This is a genomic window from Rhodococcus pseudokoreensis, assembly GCF_017068395.1.
In the GTDB taxonomy this organism is placed as follows: domain Bacteria; phylum Actinomycetota; class Actinomycetes; order Mycobacteriales; family Mycobacteriaceae; genus Rhodococcus_F; species Rhodococcus_F pseudokoreensis.
On sequence record NZ_CP070619.1, the window covers coordinates 3,080,724 to 3,105,521 of the forward strand.

At 68.2% G+C, this 24,798-nt stretch carries 22 protein-coding genes and 1 pseudogene; 15 read left to right on the forward strand and 8 right to left on the reverse strand.

Annotated features, from left to right (window positions below; genetic code table 11):
- The 5 genes from JWS13_RS19195 to JWS13_RS19215 form a co-directional block, all read right to left on the reverse strand.
- Complete coding sequence (locus JWS13_RS19195) at nt 1-330, reverse strand: hydrogenase maturation nickel metallochaperone HypA/HybF (RefSeq protein WP_206007025.1); 330 nt, start codon at nt 328-330, stop codon at nt 1-3.
- 91 nt (nt 331-421) lie between these two features.
- Complete coding sequence (locus JWS13_RS19200) at nt 422-1,570, reverse strand: acetyl-CoA C-acetyltransferase (protein ID WP_206007026.1); 1,149 nt, start codon at nt 1,568-1,570, stop codon at nt 422-424.
- 19 nt (nt 1,571-1,589) lie between these two features.
- Entirely contained in the window at nt 1,590-2,195 is a 606-nt protein-coding gene (locus JWS13_RS19205; RefSeq protein ID WP_124392148.1) for a TetR/AcrR family transcriptional regulator, read from the reverse strand.
- Nucleotides 2,196-2,294: 99 nt separating this feature from the next.
- Nucleotides 2,295-3,098, reverse strand: a complete 804-nt coding sequence (locus JWS13_RS19210; protein ID WP_206007027.1) for an SDR family oxidoreductase — start codon at nt 3,096-3,098, stop codon at nt 2,295-2,297.
- The gene (locus tag JWS13_RS19215) at nt 3,095-4,315 is read right to left on the reverse strand and encodes an acyl-CoA dehydrogenase family protein (RefSeq protein WP_206007028.1); all 1,221 of its coding nucleotides are present in this window, start codon (nt 4,313-4,315) and stop codon (nt 3,095-3,097) included. The genes JWS13_RS19210 and JWS13_RS19215 overlap by 4 nt, the downstream gene beginning before the upstream one ends.
- A 48-nt stretch (nt 4,316-4,363) precedes the next feature.
- Between JWS13_RS19215 and fadD3 the strand changes: the two genes are divergently transcribed.
- Genes fadD3 through JWS13_RS19240 form a run of 5 tightly spaced genes read left to right on the forward strand, consistent with a single transcriptional unit; the run spans nt 4,364 to nt 9,949 of the window.
- The gene (fadD3, locus tag JWS13_RS19220; protein WP_206007029.1) at nt 4,364-5,911 is read left to right on the forward strand and encodes a 3-[(3aS,4S,7aS)-7a-methyl-1,5-dioxo-octahydro-1H-inden-4-yl]propanoyl:CoA ligase; all 1,548 of its coding nucleotides are present in this window, start codon (nt 4,364-4,366) and stop codon (nt 5,909-5,911) included.
- Complete coding sequence (locus JWS13_RS19225) at nt 5,908-6,777, forward strand: enoyl-CoA hydratase (protein WP_206007030.1); 870 nt, start codon at nt 5,908-5,910, stop codon at nt 6,775-6,777. The genes fadD3 and JWS13_RS19225 overlap by 4 nt, the downstream gene beginning before the upstream one ends.
- Nucleotides 6,778-7,938 carry an acyl-CoA dehydrogenase family protein gene (locus JWS13_RS19230; RefSeq protein ID WP_206007031.1) on the forward strand — a complete coding sequence of 387 codons (1,161 nt, stop codon included), beginning with the start codon at nt 6,778-6,780 and terminating at the stop codon, nt 7,936-7,938.
- Nucleotides 7,935-8,903 carry an acyl-CoA dehydrogenase family protein gene (locus JWS13_RS19235; protein ID WP_206007032.1) on the forward strand — a complete coding sequence of 323 codons (969 nt, stop codon included), beginning with the start codon at nt 7,935-7,937 and terminating at the stop codon, nt 8,901-8,903. Before JWS13_RS19230 ends, JWS13_RS19235 begins: the two co-directional genes overlap by 4 nt.
- Nucleotides 8,900-9,949 (forward strand): acyl-CoA dehydrogenase family protein, encoded by a 1,050-nt coding sequence (locus JWS13_RS19240; protein WP_206007033.1) that lies wholly within the window; start codon nt 8,900-8,902, stop codon nt 9,947-9,949. Before JWS13_RS19235 ends, JWS13_RS19240 begins: the two co-directional genes overlap by 4 nt.
- Nucleotides 9,950-10,000: 51 nt before the next feature.
- Here the strand turns inward: JWS13_RS19240 and JWS13_RS19245 are convergent, their stop codons facing one another.
- On the reverse strand, nt 10,001-10,825 hold the full coding sequence (locus tag JWS13_RS19245; protein WP_206007034.1) for an HAD family hydrolase: 825 nt from the start codon (nt 10,823-10,825) through the stop codon (nt 10,001-10,003).
- A 50-nt stretch (nt 10,826-10,875) separates the two neighbouring features.
- Between JWS13_RS19245 and JWS13_RS19250 the strand changes: the two genes are divergently transcribed.
- On the forward strand, nt 10,876-11,757 hold the full coding sequence (locus JWS13_RS19250) for an aldo/keto reductase (protein WP_206007035.1): 882 nt from the start codon (nt 10,876-10,878) through the stop codon (nt 11,755-11,757).
- Between the two features lie 68 nt (nt 11,758-11,825).
- On the opposite strand, the gene JWS13_RS19255 is transcribed toward JWS13_RS19250, so the two are convergent.
- Nucleotides 11,826-13,001, reverse strand: coding sequence for a cytochrome P450 (locus tag JWS13_RS19255; RefSeq protein WP_206007036.1), 1,176 nt, complete (start codon nt 12,999-13,001; stop codon nt 11,826-11,828).
- A gap of 141 nt (nt 13,002-13,142) precedes the next feature.
- Here JWS13_RS19255 and JWS13_RS19260 point away from each other — a divergent pair, with 141 nt between their 5' ends.
- From JWS13_RS19260 to JWS13_RS19270, 3 genes and pseudogenes are all read left to right on the forward strand, one after another.
- Nucleotides 13,143-13,994: an SDR family oxidoreductase gene (locus JWS13_RS19260; RefSeq protein ID WP_206007037.1), complete on the forward strand. Its 852-nt coding sequence runs from the start codon at nt 13,143-13,145 to the stop codon at nt 13,992-13,994.
- Nucleotides 13,991-14,719, forward strand: a complete 729-nt coding sequence (locus tag JWS13_RS19265; RefSeq protein WP_206007038.1) for an acetoacetate decarboxylase family protein — start codon at nt 13,991-13,993, stop codon at nt 14,717-14,719. The genes JWS13_RS19260 and JWS13_RS19265 overlap by 4 nt, the downstream gene beginning before the upstream one ends.
- A gap of 147 nt (nt 14,720-14,866) precedes the next feature.
- A pseudogene (locus JWS13_RS19270) lies at nt 14,867-16,894 on the forward strand (neutral/alkaline ceramidase).
- Nucleotides 16,895-16,920: 26 nt separating this feature from the next.
- Here JWS13_RS19270 and JWS13_RS19275 read toward each other — a convergent pair.
- Nucleotides 16,921-17,820: a LysR family transcriptional regulator gene (locus JWS13_RS19275; RefSeq protein ID WP_206007039.1), complete on the reverse strand. Its 900-nt coding sequence runs from the start codon at nt 17,818-17,820 to the stop codon at nt 16,921-16,923.
- Between the two features lie 110 nt (nt 17,821-17,930).
- Between JWS13_RS19275 and JWS13_RS19280 the strand changes: the two genes are divergently transcribed.
- The 6 genes from JWS13_RS19280 to JWS13_RS19305 all read left to right on the forward strand — a co-directional run bounded on the left by JWS13_RS19280 (nt 17,931) and on the right by JWS13_RS19305 (nt 24,712).
- Entirely contained in the window at nt 17,931-19,412 is a 1,482-nt protein-coding gene (locus JWS13_RS19280) for an aldehyde dehydrogenase family protein (protein ID WP_206007040.1), read from the forward strand.
- Nucleotides 19,409-21,127: a hypothetical protein gene (locus JWS13_RS19285; protein ID WP_206007041.1), complete on the forward strand. Its 1,719-nt coding sequence runs from the start codon at nt 19,409-19,411 to the stop codon at nt 21,125-21,127. Before JWS13_RS19280 ends, JWS13_RS19285 begins: the two co-directional genes overlap by 4 nt.
- Nucleotides 21,127-22,131: a membrane dipeptidase gene (locus tag JWS13_RS19290; protein WP_206007042.1), complete on the forward strand. Its 1,005-nt coding sequence runs from the start codon at nt 21,127-21,129 to the stop codon at nt 22,129-22,131. The genes JWS13_RS19285 and JWS13_RS19290 overlap by 1 nt, the downstream gene beginning before the upstream one ends.
- Nucleotides 22,128-22,859, forward strand: a complete 732-nt coding sequence (locus JWS13_RS19295) for a hypothetical protein (protein WP_206007043.1) — start codon at nt 22,128-22,130, stop codon at nt 22,857-22,859. The genes JWS13_RS19290 and JWS13_RS19295 overlap by 4 nt, the downstream gene beginning before the upstream one ends.
- Nucleotides 22,856-23,245: a RidA family protein gene (locus JWS13_RS19300; RefSeq protein WP_206007044.1), complete on the forward strand. Its 390-nt coding sequence runs from the start codon at nt 22,856-22,858 to the stop codon at nt 23,243-23,245. The genes JWS13_RS19295 and JWS13_RS19300 overlap by 4 nt, the downstream gene beginning before the upstream one ends.
- Nucleotides 23,246-23,371: 126 nt before the next feature.
- Nucleotides 23,372-24,712 carry an MFS transporter gene (locus JWS13_RS19305; protein ID WP_206007045.1) on the forward strand — a complete coding sequence of 447 codons (1,341 nt, stop codon included), beginning with the start codon at nt 23,372-23,374 and terminating at the stop codon, nt 24,710-24,712.
- Nucleotides 24,713-24,798: the final 86 nt, after the last annotated feature.

Genomic DNA, 24,798 nt, shown 5'->3' on the forward strand with positions numbered 1-24,798 from the left:
TCAGCTCACTTCCATCGAGAGGATTCGTAGTTCCCGACCCGACGTGACCTCCACGTCCGCACTTCCGCACGGGCACAGCAACACCAGGTCCGAGAGCACGAAGTCGTCGCCGCATTCACGGCAGTGCGCACCGCCCGGCGTGTGGTCGATGTCGAGACGGGCACCGTGCGCGACGGTCCCTTCGGTGACCAGTTCGAAACAGAACTGCATCGAATCGGCGACCACCGCAGTCAGCGCCCCCACCTGCACTCGCACACTGTGGACCGTCCGTCCCGCAGCGGTCTCGCAGACGGCGTCGACGACGCTCTGGGTGATTGCCAATTCGTGCATCACGGCCCCGTTCAGGACTCGTCACTATCCTGTTCGAGCGTAGCGCTTCGCACCCGTGAGTACTTGTTAACCGCCGGCGGTTAAGAAGTACTCACAGGCGTTCGATGATGGTGGCATTCGCGGTGCCGCCGCCTTCGCAGATGGTCTGCAGACCGTAGCGGCCGCCGGTGCGTTCGAGTTCGTTGAGGAGCGTCGCCATCAGTTTGGTTCCGGTCGCACCGAGTGGGTGGCCGAGGGCGATCGCGCCGCCGTTGACGTTGACCTTCGCCGGGTCGGCGCCGGTCTCCGCGAGCCACGCGAGGATCACCGGCGCGAAGGCCTCGTTGATCTCGACGAGGTCGATGTCGTCGATGCTCAGGCCGGTCTTCTCCAGCGCGTAGCGGGTCGCGGGAATCGGCGCGCTGAGCATGAAGATCGGGTCGGCGCCGCGTGCGCTGAGGTGGTGGATGCGGGCGCGGGGCGTCAGGCCGTACCGCTCGACTGCTTCCGGTGAGGCCAGCAGCACCGCGCTCGCGCCGTCGGAGATCTGGCTCGCGACCGCGGCCGTGAGACGTCCGCCGTCGGTGAGGGTCTTCAGTGCCGCCATCTTCTCGAGGCTGGTCTCGCGCGGACCCTCGTCAGTCGTGAAGTCGCCGACCGGCACGATCTCGCGGTCGAAGCGACCCTCGGCGATGGCGGTCCGCGCCCGCTCGTGGCTCTGCAGCGCCCAACGCTCGAGTGCCTCGCGGCTGATGTCCCACTTGTCCGCGATCAGTTCCGCGCCGTGGAACTGCGACACCTCCTGGTCGCCGTAGCGTTCGGCCCAGCCCGTCGATCCGCCGAACGGGGTGTCGAATCCGTACTGCTGCCCGACCACCATCGCCGACGCGATCGGGATCTGGCTCATGTTCTGCACACCGCCGGCGACGATCAGGTCGGCGGTGCCGCTGAGGATCGCCTGCGCACCGAAGTGGACGGCCTGCTGGCTCGACCCGCACTGCCGGTCGACCGTGACCCCCGGGACCTCTTCCGGGTAGCCGGCGGCGAGCCACGCGGTGCGGGCGATGTTGCCCGCCTGCCCGCCGATCGCGTCGACACAACCGAAGACGACGTCGTCGACACCGGCCGGGTCGATGCCCGTGCGCTCGACGACGGCCTTGATGACGTGCGCACCCAGGTCTGCGGGATGCACGCCGGACAGGCCGCCGTTCTTCTTGCCGATCGGGGTGCGAACGGCGTCGACGATGTAGGCCTCGGTCATGTGAAACTCCTAGTCAGTGTTACGGACTCGCAAGTCCGTCGAGGACGATCGAGAGGTACTGCTTGGCCACGGTGTCGACCGTGACGGAACCGCCGGGCCGGTACCAGCGGACGGCGACCCAGGCGGTGTCGCGGAGGAAGCGGAAGGCGAGTTCGACGTCGATGTCGGCCCGGAAGCTGCCGTCCTTCACCCCCGCCTCGAGCACACCCATCCACAGGTCGCGGAATTCGGTGTTCAGTTCGGACAGGTACGTGAAGCGCTCGTTGGCGACGAGATGCTTCACCTCGTCCTGGTAGATCGCGACCGCCGAATGCGACGCGTCGATCGCCTCGTAGGACGTGGTGACCAGCGCTTCGAGGGTCGCGCGGCTGTCGAGTCCGGATGCGACGATCTCGCGGTACTTGCCGAACAGGTCGTCGAGGAAGCCCCGTAGGATTTCGTCGACCATCGACTCCTTGGAGTCGAAGTGGTGGTACAGGCTGCCCGACAGGATGCCCGCGGCGTCGGCGATGTCTCGCACGGTGGTGGCCCGCAGGCCGCGTTCGGCGAAGAGGGTGGCCGCGATGTCGAGGAGTTCGGCCCTGCGTCCGGACTTGCCGGTGGTGTCCTCGGGGGGTGGAGTCATCGTCACATCCTATCAACCAAGCGCTTGTTAGGGCCTCCGGCCCCGTGAGTGCTTAACGAGTCCAGACACTCGTTAACCACTCACGGGTGGCGAAGCCGCCTACGCCCGCTGCGACGAGATCGACACGACCTCGCCGGTGAGGTAGGTGGTGTAGTCGCTGGCGAGCATGGCGATGGTGGCGGCGATTTCCCACACCTCGGCGGCGCGGCCGAAGGCCTCGTCGGATGCCAGTTTGTCGAGGAGTTCCTCGCTGGTGACCTTGGCGAGGAACGCGTGCCGGGCGATGGACGGTGCGACGGCGTTGATCCGGACCCCGTATTCGGCGGCCTCGATCGCACTGCACCGGGTGAGTGCCATGACGCCGGCCTTCGCCGCCGCGTAGTGGGCCTGCGAGTGCTGCGCCCGCCAGCCGAGGACGGACGCGTTGTTGACGAGGACGCCGGTGTGCTCGACGCCCTTGAAGTAGCGCAACGCTGCGCGGGTGGCGCGGAACGTGCCGTTCAGGGTGATGTCGAGGACGCGGTCCCACTCCTCGTCGGTCATGTCGACGAGCGGCGTCTCGCCGCCGAGTCCGGCGTTGTTGACGAGGACGTCGATCCGGCCCAGAGCGTCGGCCGCCCCGGAAATCAGCGCGTCCACCTGTTCGGTGCTCGACACGTCGCACGTCAGCGCCTCGACGGCCTGCCCGGGAAATTCGGCGGCCAGTTTCTCCTTCGTCTCGGTGAGTCGGCGTTCGTGCCAGTCCGACACCAGGACGTCGGCGCCCTCGAGCAGGGCACGACGGGCGGACGCGTAACCGATGCCGGTGCCCGCGGCGGCGGTGACGACGACCTTCTTGCCTTTCAGCAGGTCGTGGCCGGGCGTCTCGACGGGTGCGGTGGCAAGCGGTGCGGGTTTGGTCACGGTCGTGCCTCTCGGGGGAGTCCGAGCACGCGCTCGGAGATGATGTTGCGCTGGATCTCGTTGGATCCGCCGTAGATGGTGTCGGCGCGGGTGAACAGGAACAGCCGCTGCCATTCGCCGAGTTCGAGATGTTCGGGATCGGTGATGTCGGACGCCGGTTCGACGGGGGCGAGGAGCGACGACGCACCCTGCACCTCCATCGCCAGTTGCCCGAGGTCGCGGTGCCAGTTGGCCCACAGCAGTTTCGCGACGGACGCCTCGGGCCCGGACGTTCCGGCGTCGACGGCCTCGAGGGTCCGCAGGGCGTGGGCGCGCATCACCCGCAGCCCCACCCAGGCGCGGGCGATCTTCTCGCGAATGTTCGGGTCGGATGCCGCGCCGGTGGTTTTCGCGAGGTCGACCACGCCCTGCAGTTCGCGGGCGAATCCGATCTGCTGCCCGAGGGTGGACACACCGCGTTCGAAGGTGAGCAGTCCCATCGCGACCCGCCAGCCGTCGCCGGGTTCCCCGACCACCAGATCGGCGCCGGTGACGGCGTCGTCGAAGAACACCTCGTTGAACTCGGACGTGCCGGTGAGTTGCTGGATCGGCCGGACGGTGACGCCCGGCTGGTCCAGAGGCACCAGCAGGAAGCTCAGCCCCTGGTGCCGCTTCGACCCCGGTTCGGTGCGGCACAGCACGAACGCCCATTGCGCGACGTGCGCGAGCGACGTCCATACCTTCTGTCCGTTGATCACCCACTTGTCGCCGTCGCGTCGTGCGGTGGTCGCGACGTTGGCGAGGTCGGAGCCGGCGCCGGGCTCGGAATAGCCCTGCGCCCACAGTTCGGTGACGGTGTTGATCCCGGGCAGGAAGCGTCGTTTCTGGTCCTCGGTGCCGAACGCGATGAGCGTCGGCCCGAGCAGTTCCTCGCCGACGTGGCTGACGCGTGCCGGTGCCCCCGCCTTCGCGTATTCCTCGTGGAACACGACCTGCTGCGCCAGCGTGGCGCCGCGCCCGCCGTGTTCCTTCGGCCAGCCGAGGCACGTCCATCCGGCGGCCGCCAGGTGCCGGTCCCAGGCGAGCCGTTCCTCGAAGAACTCGTGCTCGCTACCGGGGCCGCCCTTGCCCGTCAGCCGGGCGAAGTCGCCGGTCAGGTTGTTTTTCAGCCACGTCCTGACGCTCTCGGCGAAGTCGTCGTCGGTGATCAGCCCGTCCGGGCTCTCGCTCTGGTCCACGTCTGTAAGATAACCTACCAAGCACTTGCTAGGTAGGTAGGGAGCCCAGTGACCGAACATCCGAGAACCATCCCGTCCGCCGTCATCCACGCCGCGCGTGCATACGGCGAGCTTCCGGCGGTGTCCGACGGCGACGTCCGTCTGACCTTCACACAACTGCACGACCGTGTCCGCGATTTCGCCGCCGCACTCTGCTCGCAGGGCGTGCGGCCCGGCGATCACGTCGCGGTGTGGTCGCCCAACACGTATCACTGGGTGGTCGCGGCGCTCGGCATCCACTACGCGGGCGCGACGCTCGTCCCGATCAACACCCGGTACACCGCGCCGGAAACCCTCGACATTCTCGAGCGCACCAAGACGACCGCACTCGTCGTCGCGGGCAACTTCCTCGGCACCGATCGGTACGCGTTGCTGCGCGACGAGTCGAGCACCCTCGACCTGCCGACGGTCGTCCGTGTGCCCGTCGACGGCGGGGACACCCCGACCACCGGTGTCGTCGACTTCGACGACTTCCTCGCCCTCGCCGACGAGGACACCCGCGCCGAGGCCGACGCCCGCGCGGCCGCCGTCTCCCCCGACGACGTCTCCGACGTCATGTTCACCTCGGGCACCACGGGCCGGAGCAAGGGGGTGATGAGCGCGCACCGGCAGTCGGTGGGCATCGCCCGGGCGTGGGGCGAGTGCGCGGAGGTGACGTCGGACGACAACTACCTCATCATCAACCCGTTCTTCCACACCTTCGGCTACAAGGCCGGGTTCCTGGTGTGCCTGCTGAACGGGGTGACGGTGGTGCCGATGGCGGTGTTCGACGTGCCGAAGGTGATGGCGACCGTGCACGACGAGCAGATCACCGTGCTGCCCGGCGCCCCGACGATCTTCCAGTCGATCCTCGACCACCCCGACCGCCCGAAGTACGACCTGTCCAGCCTGCGGGTCGCGATCACCGGCGCGGCCGCCGTGCCCGTCGCGCTGGTGGAACGGATGCAGTCGGAACTCAGCTTCGACGCCGTCCTCACCGCATACGGCCAGACCGAGGCCGTGGTGGTCACGATGTGCCGGACCGACGACGACCCGGTGACCGTCTCGACCACGTCCGGTCGTGCGATCCCCGGGATGGAGGTCCGGATCGGCGACCACGGCGAGATCCTGGTGCGCGGCGAGAACGTGATGCTCGGTTATCTCGACGACCCCGAGTCGACGGCCAAGACCGTCGACGCCGACGGCTGGCTGCACACCGGCGACGTCGGGACGCTCGACGACCGCGGGTACGTCGACATCACCGACCGCCTCAAGGACATGTACATCTCCGGCGGATTCAACGTGTATCCCGCTGAGGTGGAGAACGCCCTTGCCAGGCTCGACGGTGTCGCGGAGTCTGCCGTCATCGGTGTTCCCGACCAGCGGATGGGCGAGGTCGGGCGCGCGTTCGTCGTGGCGAGGGCGGGTACCGCGCTCGCCGAGGACGCCGTGATCGCGTTCTGCAAGGAGCGCCTCGCCAACTTCAAGGTGCCCCGCTCGGTGCGCTTCGTCGACTCCCTGCCCCGGAACCCCTCCGGGAAGGTCATGAAAAACGTTTTGCGTGAGGAGAAGAAATGACGGTTCCGGACGAGGGTGACGTCGTCACCTACGACGTGCGCGACGGTGTCGCGTTCGTGACGCTCAACCGCCCCGATTACCGCAACGCCCAGAACTCGGTGATGACGTACGCCCTCGACGCCGCGTTCGAGCGGGCCGTCGAGGACGACGACGTGAAGGTGATCGTCCTCGCGGGCAACGGAAAGCACTTCAGCGCCGGCCACGACATCGGGACGCCGGGCCGCGACCATCACGTCCATTACGACAACAAGGCCGTCATGTGGTGGGACCACGTCGACAAGCCCGGCGGCGACCAGCGCTACGCCCGCGAGATGGAGGTGTACCTGGGGATGTGCCGGCGGTGGCGGGAGATCCCGAAGCCGACGATCGCGATGATCCAGGGCGCCTGCATCGCCGGCGGTCTGATGCTGGCGTGGGTGTGCGACCTGATCGTCGCGTCCGACGACGCCTTCTTCTCCGATCCGGTCGTACGTATGGGCATCCCCGGGGTCGAGTACTTCGCGCACCCGTGGATGCTGGGGCCGCGGTTCGCGAAGGAAATCCTCTACACCGGTGACCGATTCACCGCGCAGCGCGCGTACGAGGTGGGGATGGTCAACCGCGTCGTGCCGCGCGAGGATCTGGAGACGGAGACCCTGGCGATCGCCGGCCGCATCGCCGCGATGCCCCGGTTCGGTCTCGCGCTCACCAAGAAGGCCGTCAACCAGTGCGAAGACCAGATGGGCATGCGTAACGGCATGGATTCGGTGTTCGGACTGCATCACTTCGCGCACGCACACAACGCCGAGGTCGACTCGGATTCCCTCGGCGGCATGGACGCCAAGTCGATGGCGGCGAGCGCCCGCAACGAGAACGGGGCCAAGTAAGTGGATCTGGAGTACGACGACGCCACCCTCGCCTTCCGCGACGAGGTCCGGGCGTTCCTGAAGGCTAACGTCCCCGCCGAACCGCTGCCGTCGATGGACACGGCGGAGGGGTTCGAGGCGCACCGCCGGTGGGAACGCACCCTCGCCGACGCCCGGCTGTCCGTGGTGTCGTGGCCGGAGGAACTCGGCGGCCGGGACGCGTCCCTGCTGGAATGGGTCGTGTTCGAGGAGGAGTACTACCGCTCCGGTGCGCCTGGACGCGTCAGCCAGAACGGCATCTTCCTGCTCGCACCCACCCTGTTCGAGCACGCCAACCCCGAGCAGTTGGCCCGGATCATGCCGCGCATGGCCCGCGCCGACGACATCTGGGCGCAGGCGTGGTCGGAACCCGAGTCGGGCAGCGATCTCGCGTCGCTCCGCTCCACCGCCCGCCGTGCGGACGGCGGCTGGGTGCTGAACGGGCAGAAGACGTGGAGTTCCCGTGCGAGTTTCGCGGACTGGGGTTTCGGGCTGTTCCGGTCCGACCCGGAAGCGCAGCGCCACAAGGGCATCACGTATTTCATGTTCGACCTGCGGTCGCAGGGTGTCACCGTCCGCCCGATCGATCAGCTCGACGGCGAACCCGGTTTCGCGGAGATCTTCCTCGAGGACGTCTTCGTGCCGGACGACCCCGCGCACCCCGGCGAATCGGGCGTGATCGGCGGCGTGAACGAGGGCTGGCGGGTCGCGATGAGCACGGCGTCGAACGAACGCGGGCTGTCGCTGCGCAGCCCCGGCCGGTTCCTCGCCACGGTGGACCGCCTCGTCGCGCTGTTCCGGGACAGCGGCCGCACCGACGACACCGCACTGCGCGACCGCGTCGCCGACGCCTGGATCGGTGCCCGCGCCTACCAGCTCAGCACGTTCGGGACCGTCACCCGGCTCGCCGACGGCGGCCAACTCGGGGCCGAGTCGTCGATCAACAAGGTGTTCTGGTCGGAGTGGGACATCACCACCCACGAGACCGCCCTCGAGCTGCAGGGCCCGTCGGCGGAGCTCGCCGACAACTGGATGGACGGCTACCTGTTCTCCCTCTCCGGTCCGATCTACGCCGGCACCAACGAGATTCAGAAGAACGTGATCGCCGAGCGGCTGCTCGGCCTACCGAAGGCAGACCGATGAGATTCACACTCGACTCCTCCCGGACGGACTTCGCGTCGAGTATCGACGCGCTGCTGTCGAAGGCCGACCTGCCTGCGGTGATCCGGTCGTGGAACACCGGCGACACCGGCCCCGGCCTGAAGGTGTGGCAGCGCCTCGCCGAGACGGGGGTGAACGGACTGCTGGTGTCCGAGGAACACGACGGTCTCGGCGCCGACGCCGTCGACCTCGTGGTGGCCGTCGAACAACTCGGACGCCATGCGGTCCCCGGACCGGTGGCCGAGACCCTCGCCGTCGCACCGGCCCTGCTCGCGCAGGTGTCCCCGGACCGCCTGGCGGCGCTGGCATCCGGATCCCTCACCACGGTGGCCGCGGCGCCGCACGTGCCGTTCGCCGTGGACGCGGACTCGGCCGATCTGGTCCTGCTCGTCGACGGTGCGACCGTCAGCATCGGCGCGCCCGGGGACGTGCAGCGGTCCGTGGACCAGTCGAGGCGGCTGTTCCCGCTCACCGCCGGTGACGCGCTGGGCGATGTCGACTTCACCCCGGCGTTCGACCTCGGCGCCCTCGCGACCGCGGCGCAACTGCAGGGCCTCGGGCAGACCCTGCTCGAGGTCACCACCGACTACGCCAAGCAGCGCAAGCAGTTCGGCAAGGTGATCGGACAGTTCCAGGCCATCAAGCATCACCTCGCGGAAGTGGCCGTCGGACTGGAGATGTCGCGACCGCTGCTGCACGGTGCGGCGCTGGCCGTGCGGGACGGGTCCGCCGACGCGTCGCGGGACGTGTCGGCCGCGAAGGTGGCGTGCGGGGATGCCGCGTACCGGGCGGCGCGGGTGGCGCTCCAGGTGCACGGCGCCATCGGATACACGCAGGAGCACGATCTGTCGCTGTGGCTGACGAAGGTCCGGGCGCTCGTGACCGCTTGGGGCACACCGGCCTTCCACCGCGGGCGCGTCGTCGATTCACTGGTGGAGGCGTCGTGAGTTTCGATAACGAGGAACGGGCCGCGCTGCGGGAGTCGGTGCGGGACCTGCTCGGCAAGCATTCCGACTCCGCCGCCGTCCGCCGGGCGATCACCACCGGGCACGGCTACGACGAGGCCCTGTGGTCCAGATTGTGCGAGCAGATCGGCGTCGCCGCGCTCGCCGTCCCGGAGAAATACGACGGCGTCGGCGCGTCGCTGCTGGAAGTTCATGTGGTGCAAGAGGAGCTGGGCCGCACGCTGACGCCGTCGCCGATGCTCGGCAGCGCGGTATTGGCCGCGCAGGCGCTGGTGTTGTCGGGGGACGACGACGCGTGCGCCCGGCTGCTCCCCGGCATCGCGGCGGGCTCGGTGGCGGCACTGTGCTGGGCCGGTCCGGACGGGTGGAGCGGCTTCGGCGTGACGGCGTCGGGCGAGACGCTGTCGGGGACGGCGTCGTACGTGCTCGGCGGTGACGTCGCGGACGTGCTGCTGGTTCTCACGTCCGAAAGCATGTTCGAGGTCGATCCGGCGGCCGACGGCGTCACCCGGCGTCGGGTGCCGGCGATGGACCCGACGCGGTCGCTGTCGGAGGTGACGTTCGACGGTGTCGCGGCACGCCGCCTGGTCTCCCCCACCGACCTCGTCGAGCAGTTGCGCACGATCGCGCTCGTCGCGCTGTCGGCGGAGCAGGTCGGCGCGGCAACAGCGGCGCTGGAACAGACGGTCGAGTATGCGAAGTCGCGCAAGCAGTTCGGGCGCGCCATCGGCTCGTTCCAGGCGCTGAAGCACCGCATGGCCGACATGTACGCGCTCGTCGAGACGGCCCGGTCGATGTCGTATGCGGCGGCGCTGTCGGGAACGCACGACGACGCCGTCGTCGCGAAGGTGTACTGCTCGGAGGCGCTGCAACAGGTCGCGGCCGAGGCCATCCAACTGCACGGCGGCATCGCCATCACCTGGGAGCACGACGCGCAGTTGTATTTCAAACGCGCGCACGGGAGCGCACAACTCTTCGGGCAGCCGCGGGACTTCCTTCCCTACCTGGCGACCGCGGCGGGGCTGTAGGCGGCTCCGCCGCCCGTGCGTGCTTTACGAGTCTCTGCACTCGTTAACCACTCACGGGTGCGGAGCGCCTGCCAGCCCCTCCAGGTAGCTGGCGACCCCGTCCTCGTCGTTGCTGGGCAGGACGTGGTCGGCGAGGGCGAGGACTTCGGGCAGCGCGTTGGACGGGCACAGTGCCGTGCCGGCCCATGTCAGCATCGGGACGTCGTTGATGGCGTCGCCGGCGACCGCGACCTCTGCCGTCGTGATGCCGTCGACGGCGCACAGTTCGGCGAGGGCACTCGCCTTGGACACGCCGGACGCCGCCATCTCGACGTACGGCGCACCGGAATGCGTCAGTTCGACGCCGTCGACGCCGGCGGCCACCGCCGCGCGGTACAGATCCGCGCTGGGCACCTCGGGGTGCCGGGCGACGATCTTCACCATCGGCTCGTCCATGTCGGGCAGCAGTTCCGACAGCGTCATCTCGTGCGGATGCCGGTGGTGGTCGGCGAATTCGCACAGCGCCGCGTACGCGGGTTCGGCGACGAACCGCGTCGGGCCGACGTTCGCGAACACGACCCCGGGCATCAGCGTCCGCACCCGGTCCATCGCCGCCGCGGCCGACGCCATCGCGATGGTCGTCGTCGCTGTGATCACCGGGGTCCCGTCGGCCAGGTCGAGGACGACGGCACCGTTCGCGCAGATCGCCTTGCCGCGGAATCCGCACGACTGCGCGAGTTCGTGCACCGAATGCCGGGCACGGGCCGTGGCCCACACCACCTCGACCCCCGAGCGTCGCGCATCCTCCATGGCCTGCGCGGTGCGCGGGGAGATCGTGCGGTCCGATCGCAGCAGGGTGCCGTCGAGGTCCGTCGCCAGTAGCCGAATTCGGGTCACCTCCGCATGATGCCAGGCGGCGCAGGTACCCAGTCGATAGCCTGGACAGCATGAGTCCTCGAGTACCCAGCATCGTGCTGAATTCCGGAACCATCGTCCCCCAGCTCGGCCTGGGGGTCTGGCAGGCCGACAACGACGAGACCGAACACGCCGTCGGGTTCGCCCTGGACGAGGCGGGCTACCGGCACATCGACACGGCCGCCGCCTACGGCAACGAGGAGGGTGTCGGCCGCGGCATCGCGAACTCGGGAGTCCCGCGGGAGGACATATTCCTCACCACCAAGTTGTGGAACTCGGACCAGGGCTACGAGCCGGCACTGAAGGCGTTCGACGCCAGCCTCGGACGTCTCGGTGTCGACTACGTCGACCTGTACCTGATCCATTGGCCGCTGCAGGACGACGACCGCATCCTCCGCACCTGGGATGCGCTGGAGAAGATCGCCGAGTCCGGGCGCGCCAAGGCGATCGGCGTGTGCAATTTCGAACCGCGTCACCTGCAGTTGCTGATCGACCGGGGCGGCGTCGTCCCGGCAGTCGACCAGGTGGAGTTGCATCCGCATCTGGCTCAGCAGGAGGTCCGGGGATTCGCCGTCGAGCACGGCATCGCCGTCGAATCGTGGAGCCCGCTCGGCGGCACCAGCAACTCGGGCTGGGGCGACGACTCCAAGCCGAACATCCTGCTCACCGACCCGATCATCACCCGCATCGGAGACCGGCACAGCAAGTCCCCGGCCCAGGTGCTGATCCGCTGGCATCTGCAGAGCGGGCTGATCGTCATCCCCAAGTCGGTCCACGAGTCGCGGATCCGCGAGAACATCGACGTGTTCGATTTCGAACTCAGCGAGCAGGACCTCAGCGAGATCGAGACGATGGACGACGGCGCCCGCGTCGGCGCGCACCCGGACGAGCTGAACATCGGCACCCCGGAGTAGGCGGCTTCGCCGCCCGTGCGTGGGTAACGAGTCCAGAGACTCATTAAGCACTCACGGGCGCGGAGCGCCTACAGCTTCACCGGCATCTCCTCGAGCCCGGACACGAAGTTGGCGGGACGACGCCGCAGCGGGGTGTCGTCGACGAGCATCATGTCGGGCAGCCGCGACAGCAGTTGTTCGAACATGATCTTCGCTTCGAGCCGGGCGAGTTGGTTGCCGAGGCAGAAGTGGGTGCCGAAACCGAACGCGACGTGCGGGTTCGGGGACCGTCCGACGTCGAACACCTCGGGGTTCTCGAATACCGCCTCGTCGAAGTTGGCGGATTCGAACAGCAGCATCATCTTCTCGCCCTCGCGGAGGGCGGTTCCGAAGAAGTCGACGTCGCGGGTGACGGTGCGGCACATGTTCTTGATCGGCGACGACCAGCGCAGCATCTCCTCGACCGCCGTGGGGATGCTTCCGGGGTCGTTCACGAGGCGTGCCTGCTGTTCGGGGTGGCGCAGCAGTTGCTCCATGCCGCCGCTGAGGACGTGCCGGGTGGTCTCGTCGCCGCCGATGAGGATCAGCAGGGTTTCGCCGACGATGTCCGCGTCGCTCAGCCGGTGCCCGTCGATTTCGCTGTGCACGAGGATGCTGGTGAGGTCGTCCGTCGGGTTCTTTCGCCGGTCCTCGATAGTGCGGAGGGTGAACTCGTTGAACGCCAGGTAGGCGTTGGCCTGCGCCTGCAGTCCTTCGGGGGTGGCGTTGCTGCCGAGCGCGTTCATCAGGTCGTCGGACCACTGCAGGAACAGGGCGCGTTCCTGGGGGCGCACGCCGAGCATGTCGCCGACGACGGCCATGGGCAGCGGCGCCGCGAGATCGCGTACGAAGTCCACTTCGTCCTTGTCGCAGGCGGCGTCGATGAGGTGGTCACAGATCTCGCGGATCCGGCCGACCTTCGCCTCGACCTGTTTGCGGGTGAAGCCGGCGTTGACGAGTCGGCGATGCTGCAGGTGCTGGGGGTCGTCCATGTCGATCATCTGGGGCAGCGGGCCCACCCCGGGCCGGATTCCGCCCGCGTTCGAGAACAACTCCGGATCGCGTTCGGCGGCCAGGACGGCCTCGTACGACGCGGCGCCGAGGATGCCGTCGGCGCGGTACACCGGTTCGTGGGCGCGCATCCAGGCGTATGCCTGCCGCGGGTCGCCGAGTTCGCCCGAGTAGAACCGTCCGTCGATGAGATCGAATTCCGGCCTGTCCGTCATCGAGACGCTCCTCCGCATTGAATCCCGCCGTTCGTGCCCCGATAATAGAACGTGTTCCTACTATGACGTAGTGGTATAGCGGCAGTTTTCACAGATCCCCGGCCCGAGAATTGACACGAGTTCTATTACCTGGAGGTGTGCGTGGTGACCAACGACGGCAGCAGCGGGCTCGCGAAGACGTCCGTACTCGTCACCGGCGGCGGCAGTGGCATCGGACTGGGCATCGCCACCGCGCTGGCCGCCGACGGCGCCCACGTCACGATCTGTGGTCGGAACGAGAAGAAACTGGCACGCGCGGCGGAGCAGATCAGCGCCGACAACCCGACGGGGACGGTCGACACGGTGACGGCCGACGTCACGAACGAGGACGACGTCGTCCGCGCGGTCGCGAAGGCGAGCGAGCGCACCGGGCAACTCGGCGGCGTCGTCACCTGCGCGGGCGGCAACGAGACGGTCGGGCCCGTGACCCAACTCGACGTCGACGCCTGGCGCAGAACCGTCGACCTCAACGTCACCGGCACGATGCTGACGATCAAGCACGCCGCCCGGGCACTGGTCGCCGGGGGCGGCGGTTCCATCGTCACCATCTCCTCGATCGCGAGCAGCAACACCCATCGCTGGTTCGGCGCGTACGGCCCGTCGAAGTCGGGCGTCGACAACCTGACGCGACTCGCCGCCGACGAACTCGGGGCCAGCAACGTCCGCGTCAACTGCATCCGCCCCGGACTCACCCGCACCGACCTCGTCGCGCTCATCACCGACGGCGGCCCCGTCCTGGACGACTACCTGGCCAACACCCCGATCTCGCGGGTCGGCGAGGTCACCGACATCGCCGCGCTCGCCAAGTTCCTCCTGGGCCCCGACTCCACCTGGATCACGGGTCAGATCATCAACGTCGACGGCGGGCAGATGCTGCGGCGCGGCCCCGACTTCCGTTCGATGTTCGAGCCCATGTTCGGCGCCGACGGCCTGCGCGGGGTGGTCGAGCCGTGACGTCGCACCAGGTTCTGGGCAGGCAGGTCGAGATGCCCGTGGAGATCCGGGCGGCGTCGGCGTTCACGGCGATGTATTCGGTGCCGACCGCCGCGGCCCAGTCGCTGATCGACGACACCGGACTCGAGATCCTGCAGTTCCGGCCCGGGCGCGGTGTGTGCGTGCTGGTGTTCGTCGACTACGTGGACGGCGACCTCGGCCCGTACAACGAATTCGGGGTGTCGTTCCTCGTCCGCGACCACCGGGCCGCCGGCACCTCGGTCCCGCAGGATCTCAAGACGCTGGCCCAGGGCCGGGCCGGCGCGCTGATCCACCACCTGCCGGTCGACGGCGACTTCACCCTGGCCGCCGGCCGCGGCATCTGGGGCTTCCCGAAGGTTCTCGCCCATTTCGACGTCGACCATTCCGGGTCCGTCAAACGCGGGTCGGTGAGCCAGGGCGGTCGGCTGATCGCCCAGTTGAGTGTCAAACAGGGCATTCCGGTGCCGGGGTCGGGCGCGAGTACGTCGCTCGCCGCCTACTCGCATCTGGACGGACTGACCCGATTCACCACCTGGGACATGAGCCCGACCGGCGTCCGCTCCCGGCCGGGGGGCGCGGAACTGAAACTGGGCAGCCATCCGATCGCCGACGAACTGCGGTCGCTGGGGCTTCCGAAGCGGGCGCTCCTCACGTCGTCGATTTCCGAACTGAAGATGACGTTCGGGGACGCGCAGCCCGTCTGACAGGTGAGTGGCAAAGAGTGCCCGGGCACGCTTTGCCACTCACCTGCGGGGTTGCGCCGAGCACCGAACTGGGGTCCAATACCGGTTCTGGACGCTTGACCAATTCGTGGTGCCCTCGGGGGGCTGCCGCCGAAAGGACGATCGGTAGTGCAGATGAGACGACGCAGCGTGCTCGTGGGGGCAGCCCTGACTCCGGCGGTCGCGACACTCGGTTCCGGCCGGGCCGCGGCAGATCCCGGCGCCGGCGAATTCCTTGTCGGCGTCGGCATTTCCGACGCCACCGGGCCGGTCGCCGAGGTCGGGATGATGGGCTACTCCAGCTTCGAGCAACGCGCGGAAGGCCTACACCAGCGAACCCGCGCCCGGGCGTTCGTGTTCGCCGAATCCGGCGGGACGCAGCGCGTGGTCTACGTGTGCGCCGACGTCTGCATGATCTTCCAGTCCGTCCACGACGCCGTGCTCGCCCGGCTCGCGCAGGTCTACGGCGACCTCTACACCGAACGCAACGTGATGCTCACGGCGGTCCACTCCCATGCGACATGCGGCGGCGCGTCCCACGACTACGCGTACAACCTCGCCGTGCTCGGCCACAACCGCCAAGTGTTCGACGCCGAGGTCGGCGGCATCGTCGAGGCGATCACCGCTGCGCACGATTCCCTCGCGCCCGGTTCGCTGTCGTACGGCCGCAGCGAACTCACCGACGCCAGCGTCAACCGCTCGCGAATCGCGTTCGACCGCAACCCCGCCGAGGACAGGGACTACTACCCGATCGGCATCGACACGTCGATGCGGGTGCTGCGAATCACGCAGGGCGGCAGGGACGTCGGTGCAATCAACTGGTTCCCGACCCACGGCGCGTCGCTCACCAACACGAACCACCTCATCTCGGGTGATAACAAGGGCGCGGCCGCCTACTTCTGGGAGCACGACCACGCGGGCGTCCGCTACCTCGACGGCACACCGCAGTTCGTCGCCGCGTTCCCGCAGACGAACACCGGCGACATGTCCCCCAACCTCGACCTTCGGCCCGGCCACGGACCCACCGACGACGAGTTCGAGAACACCCGGATCATCGGGCAGCGGCAGGTCGGGGCCGCACGCACGGCGTGGGCATCGGCGTCGACGAATCTCACCGGCGGCGTGGACAGTCGAATCATGTACCTCGACATGGCGAATCAGGAAGTCGGCGGCGAGTTCACCCCCGACGGCCGCACGTATCGGACGTCGCCCGCCTGCGTCGGTGCCGCCATGAGCGCCGGCAGCACCGAGGACGGTCCGGCCATCCCGATCTTCCCCGAGGGCACCACCAACCCGCTCGTCGACGCACTCGGCGGGATGGATGCCCCGATCCCACAGTGGCTGCAGGACGCGCAGGCCCCGAAACTCGTACTGGTGGCCGTGGGTCTGCTGCCGCCGGACGGCTGGGTTCCGCACGTGCTGAAGATCCAGATCCTGCGCATCGGCGGGTTGTATGTCGTGGGCGGTCCCGCGGAGTTCACGATCGTGGCCGGGCTGCGGATCCGCCGCACCGTCGCCGACCGACTCGGCGTGCCGTTGGAGAACGTGATCTTCCAGGGTTACGCCAATTCGTATGCGAGTTACTGCACCACCCCGCAGGAGTACGACGCGCAGCAGTACGAGGGCGGGTCAACACTATTCGGCCGGTACACGCTGCCCGCGTACCAGCAGGGATTCGCGGCGCTCGCCGATGCTTTGCGCACCGGCAGCGACGTCCCGCGTGGCCCGGCACCCCGCGACCTGTCGCAGTTCCAGCCGTATTTCGGTCCTCGTGTCGAGCACGACGAGCCACCCGCCGGCCACGCCTTCGGCGATGCCCTCACCCAGCCGGTCCCGAAAACTGCTCCGGGCCAACAGGTCACCGTCGAGTTCGTCACCGGACACCCGCGCAACAACCCGCACCGCGGGGGAACGTTCCTCGAGATCCAGCGCCTGAGCGGCAACCGCTGGATACGGCACGCCGACGACGGCGACTGGTCGACCAGGTAACACTGGACCCGCACCGAACCCCACCGATCGGTCGCACGCATCACGTGGGACGTACCGCCCGGAACGCCCGCCGGCCGATACCGGGTGCAGCACTACGGCGACAGCCGGGACCCAACCGGGACGATCACGTCGTTCACCGGAACGTCGAACGACTTCGACGTCGAGTAGCCGGCCCGATTACCCCGGACCCCCGATTACCCCTGCCCCTCCGACAGATCGAGCGCGGTCGCGACGTCGAGGAAATGCCGGATCGCCGGGATCTGTTGCCTGTCGGCGCGATACGCGACCGAGACCGTCGACACCGCCTGCGCGTCGGAGAGTGCGACGTACCGCAGGTCCGGGAGGTGCAGGGCACGGAGACTGGCGGGAACGATGGTGACTCCGGTGTTGGCCGCGACCAGTCCGAGGAGGGTGGGAAACTGGACGGCCTCCTGCGCGGCCTCCAGCCGGAAACCGGCGTGATGACACAGGGCGGCGATGTGGTCGTACAGCCGCGACACCTGACCGCGCGGAAACGTGAGGAACCGTTCGTCGCGCAATTCCACGAGCCGCACCGACTCCCGGGCGGCGAAGGGATGCGACGAGTGCATCGCCACCAGCAGTGGCTCGCGGGTCAGCGGCCGGACCACGATGCCGTCCGCCCGGTCGACTTCGCGGACCAGCCCGATGTCGAGGATGCCGTCCGCGATCGCCGACAGCTGGCGGTCGGTCGTCGACTCGGACAGTTGCACCTGAACTCCGGGCCACTCCTTCTGCAGGGCGAGCATGGTCGCGGGGACGATCCGCAGTGCCGCGGAACTGACGAAACCGATGCGGAGCAGCCCCACCTCCCCGTGCGCGACCTGTTCCACCGCGGCGAGCGCATGATCGGCTTCGGCGAGGACGCGCCTGCCCTCGTCCAGGAGGACCCGTCCCGCGTCGGTGAGCTCGACGCGACGCGTCGTCCGCTCGAACAGGGTGGTGCGCAGTTCTTTCTCGAACTTGCTGATCTGCTGGCTCAGCGCCGGCTGCGCTATGTGCAGGCGTTCCGCGGCGCGCCTGAAGTTCATCTCCTCGGCCACCGTGACGAAGTATCGAAGCTGCCGCAGTTCCACCCGATTGATACTTGCAACTTATCAGTCGGTTGACAATAGGTACTTCTGCACCGTGGGCGCCGGGCCTAGCGTTGAGGGCACCGAATTACCAGGCCTTCGAGGAGTCAGCAGTGGAGCACCACCTCACCGCACCAGACACGGACAACCGTCTCCGCCACCTGATCGGCGGTGAGTGGGTGGACGGCGACGGTCCGGTCGCAGCGACGACGAACCCCGCCGACGAGACGGTCGTCGCGGAATACCATCCGGCCGACAGTCGCCTCCTCGACGCGGCGGTGGCTGCCGCGGTGTCGGCACGCCGCGAGTGGGACGACCGCGGAATCATCGCGCGCGGACTCGTCCTCCGCCGGGCGGCCGAGATCCTCGCCGACCGTGCCGACGCGGTCGCGGAACTCATGACCCGTGAGCAGGGCAAGACGCTCCCCGAGTCGCGGGCCGAGGTGGGAGCCACCGTCGAGACCCTGCACTACCACGCGGCGCAGGCACGCAACGCCGACGGCGCTACCTTCCCCTCGTCGCATCCCGACGAGGTGATCCGCACGGTCCGCCGCCCGCTCGGTGTGGTCGCCGCGATCACCCCGTGGAATTTCCCGCTGCAGATTCCGGCGTGGAAGTTGGCGCCGGCACTGTTGTGGGGCAACACGGTGGTCTGGAAACCGGCCAGCGATACGGTGGCGGTGGCCGCTGCCTTCGCCGAAGTCCTTGCCGCAGCCGGTGTTCCGGCCGGAGTCCTCAACATGGTCCTGGGCCCGGGGACGATCGGCGCCGAACTGGTGTCGCGGGAGGAGATCTCGGGAGTCACGTTCACCGGCTCGGTGCCGGTGGGCAGGTCGATTCAGGCTGCCGCGGTTCCGCGCGGCGCGAAGGTTCAGATGGAACTCGGCGGGCACAACGCGGCGATCGTGCTCCCTGACGTCGATCCGCGGGAAGCAGCGGCTGTCCTGATCGCCGGTGCCATGGGAAGCAGCGGCCAGAAATGCACGGCGACACGGAGGATCATCGCCGTCGGCGACGCTTACGACGACCTCGTGCCCGGACTCGTCGCCCGGGTCGAGCAACTGGTCGTCGGCGACGGGCTGGCCCCCGAATCGCAGATCGGCCCGCTCGTCTCCGCCCGCGCGGCAAAGGAAGTGACGGCCGCGATCGACCAGGCGCTGTCCGAGGGCGCCGAACTGCTCGGGTCTGCACCACTCCCCCCGTCGGGTGCGGCCTTCGTGGCCCCGACGCTGCTCGCCGGCACCACCGCGCTGACCATCAGCCGGGAAGAGGTGTTCGGACCGGTCACCCTCGTCCTGCGTGCGCGCGACCTCGACGAGGCCATCGACCTCGCGAACGCAACGTCGTTCGGTCTCACCGCCGCGGTCTTCACGTGCGACGAGCGGGCCGCCCGCCGCTGCATTCGCGACCTCGACGCCGGCCTGATCAAGGTCAACGCACCCAACACCGGGTCCGAACTGCACGCTCCCTTCGGCGGACTCAAGGATTCGTCGTTCCCGGCACCCCGCGAGCAGAATGCGGCCACGAGCGCCGAGTTCTTCACGTGGAGCAAAATCGCCTACTCCCGCACCGGAACACCGAGGAGCGAGGCATGAGACCGACCGAACTGCTCCGGCGGACACAGACATCCGCACGGTCGCCCGAGCAGGTTCTGGACCCGGCCGACATGGGCGCCGCCCGCTACACCCGACACAGCTTCGCCCGATCCTTCCTGAGAACCGCGGCCGCCGAGAACTGGCGGGTCGAGCGCGAGCGGTGGGACGTCGACGCCGACGGCCGCGGCGAGGTCGTGTACCGCGTCGGGATCGGCGGGCGGGAGGTGAGATTCGTCGTGTTCTCGACGACCCTCGCCGAGAGTGATCGCACCGACCGCGTCATCGCCAAGGCCTGGGACGTCACTGCGGCCCTGATAGAAGGGCCGCTCACCGAGAGTCGTTCGAGTGCACTGCGAGTGCAGGTGCCACGGCAGGAAGAAGGCCGGGCGGACGACGGCACCCTCATCTGGACCCGCGCGAACCGCAGTGCACGGTTCTTCGACTACGTCGCCGACCGGCTGTCCGCGGGCAGTCAACCGGACATCGCGACGATGGGCGACGCCGCCTACATCCTGCGGAGCACCGCGTTCTACAGCAACGGAAAATTCGGGCTCGCAGATTTCGATCGGCTCGGTGCCGACCATCCCCTGCGACTGCCCTACCGTGCGCACATGCTGACCGCCTGGTTGCTGCGTGAATTCAGCTACGACCTGGTCGAGCACTGTGCCCGGGCCCGGAACCCGCGGGCCGCGCGGCTGTCCGGAGACTGGCGACGCTACCTCGGACTCGGCAACGCGACCGGTCTCGGCATGGTGCCCTACGTCGTCAATCATCCGCAGGTGCTCGACGCCTGGTGCGCCACCCGCGAACTGCCCCTCGCACATGCGCTGGCGCAGACGACCGCACCCGGTGACCCGTGCGTCCACCTCGCCCGCGACCTGCTCGACCGCGCCACGCTCTACTTCGCCGAGCGCGCAGAGATGCCGACGGCACCCTTCGTTACCTGTGGCGAACTCTCCTCCCAACTCGACGTGCTCCGGGGCGTGCTGTCCGAGTACATCGGCTCCGGGACCATCGACGGCAGGCCGACCGACCACGCCTGGCAGGCACTGCACGACCGCGCCGCGTCGATCGGCGCGGAGGCCCGCGGAGTGATGGACTCCGTGATCGTCGAGGTGCATCCGGAACTCGACACCGAGGTCGAGGAATTGCTGTACTGCGATCAGCGGCAGGTCGTCCGACCTGCGCAGACCTGCGCCCAGCTCCGCGCCGTCCTCCGGGACCGTTACGCATGGGTGCAGCGTTTCGACTTCGACGATCCCGACGAGCAGACCCATTTCTGGTTCTCGTCCGAGAACAACGAGGAGCCGCGCCGGGGACGCCGCGGCGTGGATCCGGGCGAGCACGTCGAGCATCCGATCGACGTCGCCCGATCCGTGGCCGCCCTGGAACGCGATCTGGAATCCGCTCGCGACGACGCCGCTGTCGCCGCGTTTCTCGTCGAACATCCGCGGCACCGCGGCACCGTCGCGCGCGTCCAGACGCTCACCGACGTCCCGTACGCCGAGGCCCGCGACAACCTGCTCGCCCGGAACTTCCTGCCCCTGAATCTGCAGCGCTTCCAGCTGGCGATGTACGGGATGGACAACTACATGCCGCAATCGACCGACTGGCTGCGGGTGACCCTCTACTCGGGAGCCCCACGGGCCGAGGACGTCGCCGCCGGGGTGGACGACGACTGGATCTTCACCCGCAAGCCGCGAAAGGACGCCTAGTGCACACGCTCACACACTCCGACCTGCTGGTGGTAGACGGACTTCAAATCAACAACTGGGACCGGAAAGTCCTCGAGGAACTGCGCGCCGGTGGTGTCACCGGGGTGAACGCCACCTGCGCGGTGTGGGACGGTCCGGCCGACACGCTCGGCGCCGTCGCACAGTGGTATCAGCTGGCCGCCGACAACGACGACATCGTCACCCTCGCGGAAACTTCCGCGGACATTCGCAACGCGAAGCGGGACAACCGGATCGCCGTGCTGCTCGGGTTCCAGAATTCGTCGCCGTTCGGGGACGACTATCGCATGGTGGAGATCTTCCACCGACTGGGCGTGCGCGTCGCCCAGCTCACCTACAACATTCAGAACCTGGCGGGCGGCGCCTGCTACGACGAGCACGATTCGGGACTCACTGCGTTCGGGCGCATCATGATCGCCGAGATGAATCGCGTCGGCATGCTCGTCGACCTCTCCCACGTCGGGAACCGCACCTGCCTGGACGCGATCGACGCGTCCCGCACGCCCGTCGCGATCACGCATTCGAACCCGACCTGGTTCGTCGACAGCCCCCGCAACAAACCGGACGAGGTGATCGACGCGCTGGCCGCGCGCGGTGGCGTGATCGGCTGCTGCCTCTACCCGAACGTCCTGGGAGGGGAATCCACGTCCAGCGCGGATTTCGCGGTCATGGTCGCACGGCTCGTCGACCAGATCGGTCCCGACCACGTCGCGATCGGCAGTGACTGCACCCGCAACTGGTCGGAGGACTACGTCGCGTGGCTGCGCAACGGTCGCTGGCGACCGCCCAGCCAGAACCCCGTCGAACCCGAGTGGCCGATGTGGCCGAACTGGTTCTCGGGCCCGTCGGACTTCCCGGTTCTCACCGAGTGCCTGCAGAAGGTCGGCCTCGACGACGGAACCATCGCGAAAATCCTCGGCGAGAACTGGTTGCGGATCTTCGACGACGTCTTCCCCGGACTGCCCGAATCACAGGAACGCCGATGACCGACATGCTCACCCACACAATCGAAGACGACACCGCTCTCCCGCCGGGAAACCGAATCAGGCTGGCGGTACGAGAGGTTCGCGAGACGGCGTTCCGCGCCCTGTACGCCGCGGGCGTCAGCGCGGGCGAGGCCGGTGGCGCGGCCGACATCGTGACGGCCATGCAACTCCACGCCCGCAGCGGCATCGACACGCTCTTGACGACGATCGCCGAACTCGAGTCGCCGACCGGCCCCGCCGGCGTCACGCTGACGAGAGGCCCGGACGTCGACATCGTCGACCGGTCGCCGCGGAGCGCCCTGCTCACGGGTCCGCCGGCCGTCGATCTGGCCCTGTCGCAGTCCCGTCCGGTCCTCCTGCCCCGGATGCTCGATCACGACGTCGTCGCCTGGTACGCCCTGCACGCCGTCACACCCGGTGCCGCGCTGCGCCTGGTCACGTTCGACGACGATGGGCACCCGGCCGACGCGACCGTCGTGACGGGGGCGGGCGACATGTACCGCGACGTCCCCGTCGCGGCGCTCACCACTGGCGTACCGTACGGCGCGGGAACGCTCCTCCAGGCCGCGTCGCCTGCTGCACCCCTGTCCCGTCCCGTCCACACCGCCGCCGAACGCGAGACGCGTTACCGCCACGCCGTCTCCTACGGCGTGTTCGTCGACGCCGCGATGTGGTCGCGCGCCTACGAACTCGGCAGGCGTTTCCTCGTCCCGGAGGCACACTCGTGACCGATCAGCGTGAACTCGTCTCTCATCCCGCCGGCACCGAGCGACCGTACGCGAGGGCTGCGGTGTTCGCCGGCACCATCTGGGCTTGCGGGCAGATCCCCATCACCGCGGACGGGCGGACCCCGACCGCGATCGGCGACCAGGTCCGGGTCGCGCTCGACAACCTGGAAGCCACGCTCCAGGCTGCGCGCGGTGGCCTGCACACCCTCCTGAAGGCCACGGTGTACCTGGCCGACCTCTCTGAATTCGACGAATACAACACCGCATATCTGGCTCGGCTGGACGGCATTCCCCTGCCGCCGCGGACGACTGTCGAGGTGGCTCGATTCCGCGGCGACAAGCGAATCGAGATCGACGGAATCGCGGCCGTCGACCCGGCGAATTGATAAGCACAGAGCATGAATTGGTAGGCGATTGGTAATTCCGCGCCGCTAATTCTCTTCTTACTGTGGCAGCAACCACATCACGTGGGGACACATCCTCAAGCCCACACCCCCGATGGGATTCCTCAGATGAACCTCGACACCCCCGTCACCGCCCGATCGGGCGTCACACTGGACAACGCCAGGCTCAACGGCTTTCACGCCAAACTCGCCCTCTTCTCCTCGGGCGGCCCCTTCCTCGACGGCTACATTCTCAGCATCATCGGCATCGCGATGGTGCAGATCCAGGCACAGTGGGACATGAGCGCACTGTGGGCCGGCCTCATCGGTTCCTCCGCTCTCATCGGGGTCTTCCTCGGTGGTGCCGTGTTCGGTGCGGTGACCGATCGGATCGGCCGGAAGCTGATGTACACCATCGACCTGATCGTGATCATCGTCTGCTCGGTACTGCAGTTCTTCGCGGCGGACGAGATGCAGTTGTTCATATTGCGCTTGATCATCGGCATCGCGGTCGGCGCCGACTATCCGATCGCCACCGCGCTGGTGACGGAATTCGCACCGAAGGCGTGGCGCGCCAAACTCGTCGGCGGCCTGAACGCGATGTGGTTCGTGGGTGCAACAGCGGCCGCGTTCGTCGGATACCTGCTGCTCAGCAACCCCGACGGCTGGAAGTGGATGCTGCTCTCCTCCGCGGTTCCCGCCACCCTGATCGTCGTCGCACGCACGAGCATCCCCGAGTCTCCCCGGTGGCTGCTGAGCAAGGGGCGGTCCGACGAGGCACTGACCGTGCTGCGAAAGACGATCGGGGCGGACACCACTCTGGACGATCTGCCGGACGAAGAGGGAAGCACGTCCATCCGCGGGTTGATGCGCGGCGGTTACCTGAAGCGGGTCGTGTTCATCTCGATCTTCTGGACGTGCACGATCGTGACGCTGTTCGCCATCTACGCTTTCGGCCCGCAGATCCTCGAACTCTTCAACCTCGGCTCCGGCAATCTCGCCCACATCGGGTACGGCCTCATCAACCTGTTCTTCCTGATCGGCAATGTCGTCGCACTGCTCCTCGTCGACCGGCTCGGGCGACGGCCGATCCTGATCTGGGGTTTCGTGCTCTCCGGTCTCGGACTGCTGTTCCTCGCGATCAAACCGGACGCGGGCCTGTGGGTGATCGCATTCGCGTTCGCCATCTACGCGCTCTTCAACGGCGGACCGTCCATCCTCGAATGGATCTACCCCAACGAACTGTTTCCCACCGAGGTGCGGGCCACCGCCGTCGGCCTCTGCACCGGGATCAGCCGGATCGGTGCGGCCATCGGCACGTTCGCCACCCCGTGGGCGCTGTCCAATCTCGGACTCTCCGCAACGATGTACATCGCGGCGGGCATCGCCGGCGTGGGCGCACTCGTCAGCTTCCTCATGGCCCCGGAGACTCGGGGAACGGATCTGAGCGACGCGGCGTCTCTGCGCTGAGCTCTCCCCGAACACGCCGCTGCTGCCGGGAGCCCGTCCCCGGCAACAGCGGCGCTTCCATGTCCCCGCTCACACCTGCCGCGCGA

What these genes read in the sequence shown, in the direction of transcription:
- JWS13_RS19200 (WP_206007026.1), bottom strand. Translation starts at nt 1,570, where the DNA reads ATGACCGAGGCCTACATCGTCGACGCCGTTCGCACCCCGATCGGCAAG.
- JWS13_RS19305 (WP_206007045.1), top strand. Translation starts at nt 23,372, where the DNA reads ATGAACCTCGACACCCCCGTCACCGCCCGATCGGGCGTCACACTGGAC.
- JWS13_RS19255 (WP_206007036.1), bottom strand. Translation starts at nt 13,001, where the DNA reads ATGACGGACAGGCCGGAATTCGATCTCATCGACGGACGGTTCTACTCG.
- JWS13_RS19225 (WP_206007030.1), top strand. Translation starts at nt 5,908, where the DNA reads ATGACGGTTCCGGACGAGGGTGACGTCGTCACCTACGACGTGCGCGAC.
- JWS13_RS19205 (WP_124392148.1), bottom strand. Translation starts at nt 2,195, where the DNA reads ATGACTCCACCCCCCGAGGACACCACCGGCAAGTCCGGACGCAGGGCC.
- JWS13_RS19295 (WP_206007043.1), top strand. Translation starts at nt 22,128, where the DNA reads ATGACCGACATGCTCACCCACACAATCGAAGACGACACCGCTCTCCCG.
- JWS13_RS19285 (WP_206007041.1), top strand. Translation starts at nt 19,409, where the DNA reads ATGAGACCGACCGAACTGCTCCGGCGGACACAGACATCCGCACGGTCG.
- JWS13_RS19250 (WP_206007035.1), top strand. Translation starts at nt 10,876, where the DNA reads ATGAGTCCTCGAGTACCCAGCATCGTGCTGAATTCCGGAACCATCGTC.
- JWS13_RS19235 (WP_206007032.1), top strand. Translation starts at nt 7,935, where the DNA reads ATGAGATTCACACTCGACTCCTCCCGGACGGACTTCGCGTCGAGTATC.
- JWS13_RS19195 (WP_206007025.1), bottom strand. Translation starts at nt 330, where the DNA reads ATGCACGAATTGGCAATCACCCAGAGCGTCGTCGACGCCGTCTGCGAG.